The sequence below is a fragment of the Listeria booriae genome (genome assembly GCF_000766865.1).
In the GTDB taxonomy this organism is placed as follows: Bacteria; Bacillota; Bacilli; order Lactobacillales; family Listeriaceae; genus Listeria_A; species Listeria_A booriae.
In genome coordinates this window covers 102261-109438 of sequence record NZ_JNFA01000005.1, presented here as the reverse complement: position 1 = coordinate 109438, position 7178 = coordinate 102261, and the positions used below count along the sequence as shown (strand labels likewise).

Below are 7178 nucleotides of genomic sequence, written 5' to 3'. Positions count from 1 at the left end.
TAACACTTTACAGCAACACAGGTGCAGTTGTAGAAACAACAACAACAGACGCTAACGGATTGTACAAATTCGAAACAATTACACCAGGAACTTACTACGTGAAAGTAACAGCACCAACAGGTTATGACGTATTAGCTAACTCAGCATTCGGTGGCGACGGCGTATCAGGATACATCGATATCGCAGCACAACAAACACGCACAGATATGAACTCATCACTTGTCGAAGCTGTAGATCCAACAGCCGTAGCTAATGCAAAATGGATTTATCACAATGGATTCACACCAGATACTGATTTAGCAAATGGTGGAACAATTTCTGTATCAAACACGTACAAAGACGGATACAACAACGACAACGTAGACGTGGCCTTCTATAACAGCGCAGATAAGATTGTAAATCCTAGCTCGTATACTTGGACATTATCAAATCCTGACCTATTCACTTCTGTTCAAGCTAACGGCACGCATATTGCCTTCACGCATACAGAAAAAACAGGAAGCTCATTAGTAACAGTGAAAGACGCATCTGGTAAAACAGTACGTACATTCACAATCACTATTACAGGTCCAGAAAATGTACCAGCAACAGACATTTCACTTTCAGCATCAAATATTACAGCAAAAGTTGCTGACACAGGTAAAATCAATGCAACAGTAGCACCATCAACAGCAACAAACAAAAACTTAACGTATACACCAGCAGACCCAAGCATCATCTCTGTAGATGAAAACGGCAACTGGACAGCTAAAAAAGCAGGAACAACAACAATTGCGGTAGCAACAGAAGACGGATCAAACATCACGAAAACAATCACTGTAAACGTAAGTGAATCAGTAGTTGTGAAACAAGAAAACATTCCTAACTACCCAGCAGACGTAATTACAGAAGGTAAAAACATCTACATCGATACAGCCTTCACAAACACGTTCAATTCACATGACATGAACTTCAGAGAATACGATACAGCAGGAAATGTATTGAACAGCAGTGACTACGTCTACACATCTAGCGATACTTCCGTATTATCTTCAAAACCAGACCAAGGAGATAACTGGAACAGACTAGCAGTTAACGGCGCAGGAACAGCAACAATTACAGTGAAAGACAAAGCTGGAAACACTATCCGTACGTTCATCGTACACGTAGCTCAAGCAGCAACAACAGTACCAGTAACAGACATTTCACTTTCAGCATCAAACATTGCAGCAAAAGTTGCTGACACAGGCAAAATCACTGCAACAGTAGCACCATCAACAGCAACAAACAAAAACTTAACGTATACGCCAGCAGACCCGAGCATCATTTCTGTAGATGCAAACGGCAACTGGACAGCTAAAAAAGCAGGAACAACAACAGTTGCGGTAGCAACAGCAGACGGATCAAACATCACGAAAACAATCACTGTAAACGTAAGTGAATCAGTCGTTGTGAAACAAGAAAACATTCCTAACTACCCAGCAGACGTAATTACAGAAGGTAAAAACATCTACATCGATACAGCCTTCACAAACACGTTCAACTCACATGACATGAACTTCAGAGAATATGACACAGCAGGAAACGTATTGAATGGTAGCGACTATATCTACACATCTAGCGATACTTCTGTATTATCTCCAAAACCAGACCAAGGAGATAACTGGAACAGACTAGCAGTTAACGGTGCAGGAACAGCAACAATTACAGTGAAAGACAAAGCTGGAAACACTATCCGTACGTTCATCGTACACGTAGCTCAAGCAGCGACAACTGTAGCAGCAACAGGTCTAACATTAGACGCATCAAGCATCACTGCTAACGTAGCAGACACAGGTAAAATCAACGCAACAGTTGCCCCTGCAAACGCAACAAACAAAAACGTAAGCTACACACCAGCAGACGCAAGCATCATTTCTGTAGATGCAAACGGTAACTGGACAGCTAACAAAGCAGGAACAACAACAATCACAGTTAGAACATTAGACGGTAGCAACATCAGCAAAACTATCAATGTAACAGTTGCTAAAAGCATGGCAGATCGTGTAGGAAGTGCTGACTTCGAAATTGTCAATCAACGTCCAAACACAGGAAGCACTGGAACAAACGTTTATGTTTATCCACACGCAGCGGATGTACCAGCAGGCGTAGTTTATTCAATGGAAACATATAGCGACACAACGGCTACAACCTTGCTTAGAACGGATACACTTGGTACTTCTGACGGAACATATCACCAAATGATTCACTGTACTACACCGTTGGCAGCTTGGGGCCTACAAGGTTACGCTATCAAAGTATACGCAACATACCAAGGTACTAAATATCTGATTCTGAATGACCAGTCATACAAATACTACTCTCTACAAACAACACACGAAATGACCAGTCATACAAATACTACTCTCTACAAACAACACACGAATGGACTGACTGATCTTTAGATATATCATAATGTACCACCCAAAATAACCATAACGAAAGCTGTAGCCAACATCCAAGTTCGGCATCACGCGGGCTACAGCTTTTAATTTTTCAACAAGGAGGAACAACGTGCTGAAAAAAAGTTTAACAGGAATTGCATTATGGATTCCCGCACTTATGATGCTTTTCGCACTCGTTAGCACAGCTATTTTACTACCATGGCAAGCAAACGGTGAATCATCTATCTGGATGATTACAGGAATAGTAGCAGGCATCATACTTGTTTTAATTATGAGTATCTGGGGTTTTACGAAACTCTATCAATGGAAAAAAGGCTACTTCTATCTCGCATTAGGCGCCCTGATTATCGTTCCAAGAATCATTTGGATTATCTGGATTCCAACACATGCCGTATCTGACTTTTACTACTATCAAGTAATCGCAAGTTACGTCGCAGATAACAACAGTTGGACAACGCTATACGATCAAGGCATTCTATTCTACGCGCCTTATTTCACACATATACTCAATTTCTCTAAAGTACTATCGACTGTTTATCATATTTTTGGAAACAGTTATCTTGTCGGGCAACTATTTAACAGCCTCTTGACACTAGGAGGAACATTTCTACTTTTTAAAGTCGTTAAAAATTGGTTTCCGCTTGGCGTTGCTGTAGGTAGTAGTTTGATTTTCGCCTTATGGCCAGCCTACTTTATGTACAGTACACTACTTGCGACTGAACCATTATTTATTTTCTTATTTGTTTTAGCACTTTTCTTGTATCAGCAGGTGGAGCAACACGCGCCGAGCTTTATCTGGTCGTTGCTACTTGCACTTACATTAATCGGCTTAAACATGATTCGGCCACTCGCTGTGGTTATACTAATTGCCTTTGTAATAACTTCTTTCTTACTTCGACCAAAACGCAAAGAAACGCTAAAAAGATACACCATCGTCGTACTTCTGTTTCTCGTTTTCCTCGCTGGACAATCCACGATTAACAAATTGGTATATCATATCCCAACCTCCAATAGCACAATCGGATACAACGTGTTCGTAGGTGCCAATGAAAAGTCAGGAGGACAATGGAGCCAAGCCGACAGTAAGACGTTCTGGAAATTATACAACGACAATAAAACAGACGCTTCAAAAGCAGACAGCGCCCTACTCCAAAAAGGGATAGAACGCTATCAAGATATGGCTAGTAATGGCAAATTAACCGACCATATCATCACTAAAATGAAAAACTACAGTAGCGAAAGTTATGGCTACGATTGGAATGTTTACAGTGATGCACCAGAAATTTGGTACCACTCCAAAATCATTCTCGCGATTTGCAACGTATTTATGTACATCATCTTAGGGTTAAATGTCCTTGCAGTCGTTCTCGCACTTTGCTTACGAAAAATAGCAGACATTTATTTATTCACCTTGCTACAAGTTGGATTCACATTATCAGCGCTTCTCGTAGAAGTACAAGGTAGATATCACGTGCCTTTAATTATCGGCTATAGCGTGATTGGCGCCTGGGGTTGCTGGCAACTATATCGAATTTTAGCAGGAAAAAACAAAAAGAAGAAAAAACCAGTCATGCTCGAAGGTTACGACAGACCTGAGCTACCGCTGTAAAAAGGAATTCATTGTATGGAGATGAACCGATATATGAAGAGACCACGATTAGAAGAAGTCGCGTACGAATACGTATTGAAATGTATTCAAGAAAACCGACTGAAAATGGGCGACTTTGTGAGCCAGCAAGAGTTGGCGCATGAACTCAATATGAGTCGAACTCCGATTCGAGCCGCCATTACGAAACTAAGCGGCGAAGGCTACATCCGAATGTTACCTTACCACGGGGCTTTCGTAGCCTTTTATAAAGACCAATCTGTGAAAGGTTGGGATAAAGGATGAGAAAACGGATCATTGCCGCAACATGTATTTTACTGCTGTTGGTGAGCGTTATTATCACCTTTGACTACATCAATGCCAATTCAGAAACACTACCAAAAGGAAACCAAACAACCGAAATTGCAACCATTCCAAAAAGCACAACAAAAACAACTGGCGCAACTGCCAAAAAAAGCATCATGCCAACCCAAATCATTTTTCGCAATGGGACAAAAACCCAAATTGAAGACCCAGTCCGACCTGTAGGAACAGACAATGGTGGTCGAATGGAAGTGCCAGACGGAATCGACGCCGTATATTGGTATAAATTTGGCCCGTCACCAGGCGATAAAGGTAATGCAATTATTGCAGGACACCGCGATTGGGGCGGCGAACTAGGGTTATTTAAGTACCTCGAAGACATCGCATTAGGCGAAAAAGTCATTATCGGCTATGAAGATGGCACACAAAAAACATTCGAAGTAAAATCTAAAAAATCCTACGCTTTTAAAGACTTTCCACAAGAACTAATGGACACAACAAAAGGTAATCAAGTCACATTAATCTCATGTACCGGGACGTTCAATCGCTCCCAAGACGGTTATCAAAACCGAGAAGTTGTCATACTTCAACCAGTAACCAAGTAACATATTCCTAACGGTTACAAACAATACAAGGAGGAATATATGAACGCTTTATTAACAATTATGGCCGGAGTCAGTGTATGCCTAATCTTTATTTATTTTTCGTACACGAGCTTAATTTTGCTACTCCCCCCATTTGCAGGAAACAAAAACAAAGTGAGTGAACAAGACGACAGTGAATTGGAATATGTTTTTCTAATTCCTTGTCTGAACGAAGAAGTTGTCATCGAAAAGACGATTCGATCGATATTAGCTTTGTCTTATCAGAAGAAGATGGTAATTGTTGTCGATGATGATTCATCCGATAATACAGTCGCCATCGTCCGCCAAATGAATCTTCCTAACGTCCGGGTTATCGAGCGCAAGAAGCCGAACGCCCAACTAGGAAAAGGGGAATCTCTTAATTACGCCTATTCAAAAATAACAAAAGCAGCACGCCGTCTAGGCAAAAATCCAACCAATCTCATTCTCACCGTTATTGATGGAGACGGTCGCCCAAGCGATAATTTGTTAAACGAAGCAAACCGTGTATTCCGTGACACAGCAGTTGGCGCGGCGCAAGCACGGATTCGTATTACAAACCGCAAAAGCATCCTGCCAATGATGCAAGACATCGAGTTCTACTCCACGGTTGCAGCTATTCAAAACAGCCGCGAATACACCGAAAGCGTTGGTTTAGGCGGAAACGGGCAATTCACAAGACTAAGCGCATTAGTCGAACTTGGTCCAGCACCTTGGTCCAAATGTTTACTAGAAGATTTCGACTTAGGCTTATCAATCCTTTTAAAAGGCTGGAAAAGCAAGTATATCGGAGAGGCCATCGTATATCAACAAGGACTTACATCTGTGAAGAAATTTATTCGTCAACGTGCTAGATGGGTGCAAGGAAACATCCAGTCCATCAAGCGATTACGCGAAATTAGAAAATCAGACACATTAAGTAGCGCATCTAAGCTCGATATCTATTACTTCTTAGCCCAACCGTGGATTAACCTACTCGGAAGTATCATCATGATTATTTCCTGGGGGCTAATGCTTATCTTCTTCCAATCGGTTGACTGGGGCGCAGGATTTACGAACACATTGCAAGATTGGGGCGCGATACTAATCATTGTCGGTTTGATTTTCGGACCGGGTCTGATTTGGTGTATTTATCACTACGAACTCGGCCGCAAAGACAAGGATGGCATTTCCTTTTTCCATTGTATGGGCGCAGGATTATTCATGCCAATTTATAACTTATTAGCCATTCCAAGCATTTGGCTCGCATTTTGGCGACAAGTAGCACGAAAAGAAGCTTGGGCAAAAACAGAACGAGTAGCTGAATAACAAAAAAATGATAGTGAGGTTTTTATTCATGATTAAGAAGAAAATAACGATGCCTTTAATGGCGATTGCAGCAAGTAGTTTACTAATTTTAGGCGCGTGTGGCACGACAGATTCATCAAGCACAGACAAAAATACAGACACTTCCACAAAAACAACCCAAACAACAAAAGAAACCACAACGAAAAAAGACGAAAAAGCATTGCTTGACTGGTCATATTCTGGCAGCACAGGCCCATCAGACTGGGGTTCTATCAAACCAGCATACAAAATCAGCGACACAGGCAAGAAACAATCACCAATCAACATCGAAACAAAAGACGCAAAAGCAGACAAAACAAAAGCGAGCGTTGCCTACAAATACCAACCAACGATGTTCAAAGTAACGCGTAAAGACCAAACAGTTCAAGCCGTTGCCCAAACAGCAAAAGGTAGAGCAGACAGCAAGATTACCGTTGCAAACAAAGAATATACACTAAAAGAAATCAACATCCACACACCAAGCGAACACCAACTAGACGGCAAAAAATATGACGCAGAACTACAACTAAAACACGTTTCTGCGGATAACAAAACATTAATCATCAGCGTTTTCGTTAAAGAAGGCGACAAAAACCAAGCAATTGGCGACATGACAAGCATCATTGCCTCATCAGAAAACGGCAAAACAACAACGATGAAACAAGCTGTTAGTACGCTAGGTCTCATTCCAACAGACGACAAAGCATTCGCATACGACGGTTCCCTAACAACGCCAGCAACAACAGAAGGCGTATCATGGGTTGTTTACGAAAAACCAATCACAATGTCCAAACAACAACTTAGCGACTTAACAAAACAACTCGGCGACAACAACCGCCCAGTACAAAAGTTAAACGACCGCCAAGTAAGCAGCAACTAATTTTGCACAAATATCAA

General features: G+C 41.4%; 6 protein-coding genes. All 6 read left to right on the top strand.

Features of this window, described 5'->3' with window-relative positions; genetic code table 11:
* On the top strand, window positions 1-2423 hold a 2423-nt coding region (locus EP57_RS02820; RefSeq protein ID WP_036084011.1), incomplete at its 5' end, for an Ig-like domain-containing protein.
* A gap of 109 nt (window positions 2424-2532) precedes the next feature.
* Window positions 2533-4032, top strand: a complete 1500-nt coding sequence (locus EP57_RS02815; RefSeq protein WP_036084009.1) for a glycosyltransferase family 39 protein — start codon at window positions 2533-2535, stop codon at window positions 4030-4032.
* A 33-nt stretch (window positions 4033-4065) separates the two neighbouring features.
* A complete protein-coding gene (locus tag EP57_RS02810; RefSeq protein ID WP_036084008.1) occupies window positions 4066-4314 on the top strand; it encodes a GntR family transcriptional regulator in 249 nt (82 codons plus the stop codon).
* Entirely contained in the window at window positions 4311-4937 is a 627-nt protein-coding gene (locus EP57_RS16340; protein ID WP_052167503.1) for a class F sortase, read from the top strand. The genes EP57_RS02810 and EP57_RS16340 overlap by 4 nt, the downstream gene beginning before the upstream one ends.
* A 39-nt stretch (window positions 4938-4976) precedes the next feature.
* A complete protein-coding gene (locus EP57_RS02800) occupies window positions 4977-6263 on the top strand; it encodes a glycosyltransferase family 2 protein (RefSeq protein WP_036084006.1) in 1287 nt (428 codons plus the stop codon).
* Between the two features lie 28 nt (window positions 6264-6291).
* The gene (locus tag EP57_RS02795; RefSeq protein WP_036084003.1) at window positions 6292-7161 is read left to right on the top strand and encodes a carbonic anhydrase family protein; all 870 of its coding nucleotides are present in this window, start codon (window positions 6292-6294) and stop codon (window positions 7159-7161) included.
* Window positions 7162-7178 lie beyond the last annotated feature (17 nt).

Coding starts and splice junctions, on each gene's coding strand:
- EP57_RS02810 (WP_036084008.1), top strand. CDS start 4,066: ATGAAGAGACCACGATTAGAAGAAGTCGCGTACGAATACGTATTGAAA.
- EP57_RS16340 (WP_052167503.1), top strand. CDS start 4,311: ATGAGAAAACGGATCATTGCCGCAACATGTATTTTACTGCTGTTGGTG.
- EP57_RS02800 (WP_036084006.1), top strand. CDS start 4,977: ATGAACGCTTTATTAACAATTATGGCCGGAGTCAGTGTATGCCTAATC.
- EP57_RS02795 (WP_036084003.1), top strand. CDS start 6,292: ATGATTAAGAAGAAAATAACGATGCCTTTAATGGCGATTGCAGCAAGT.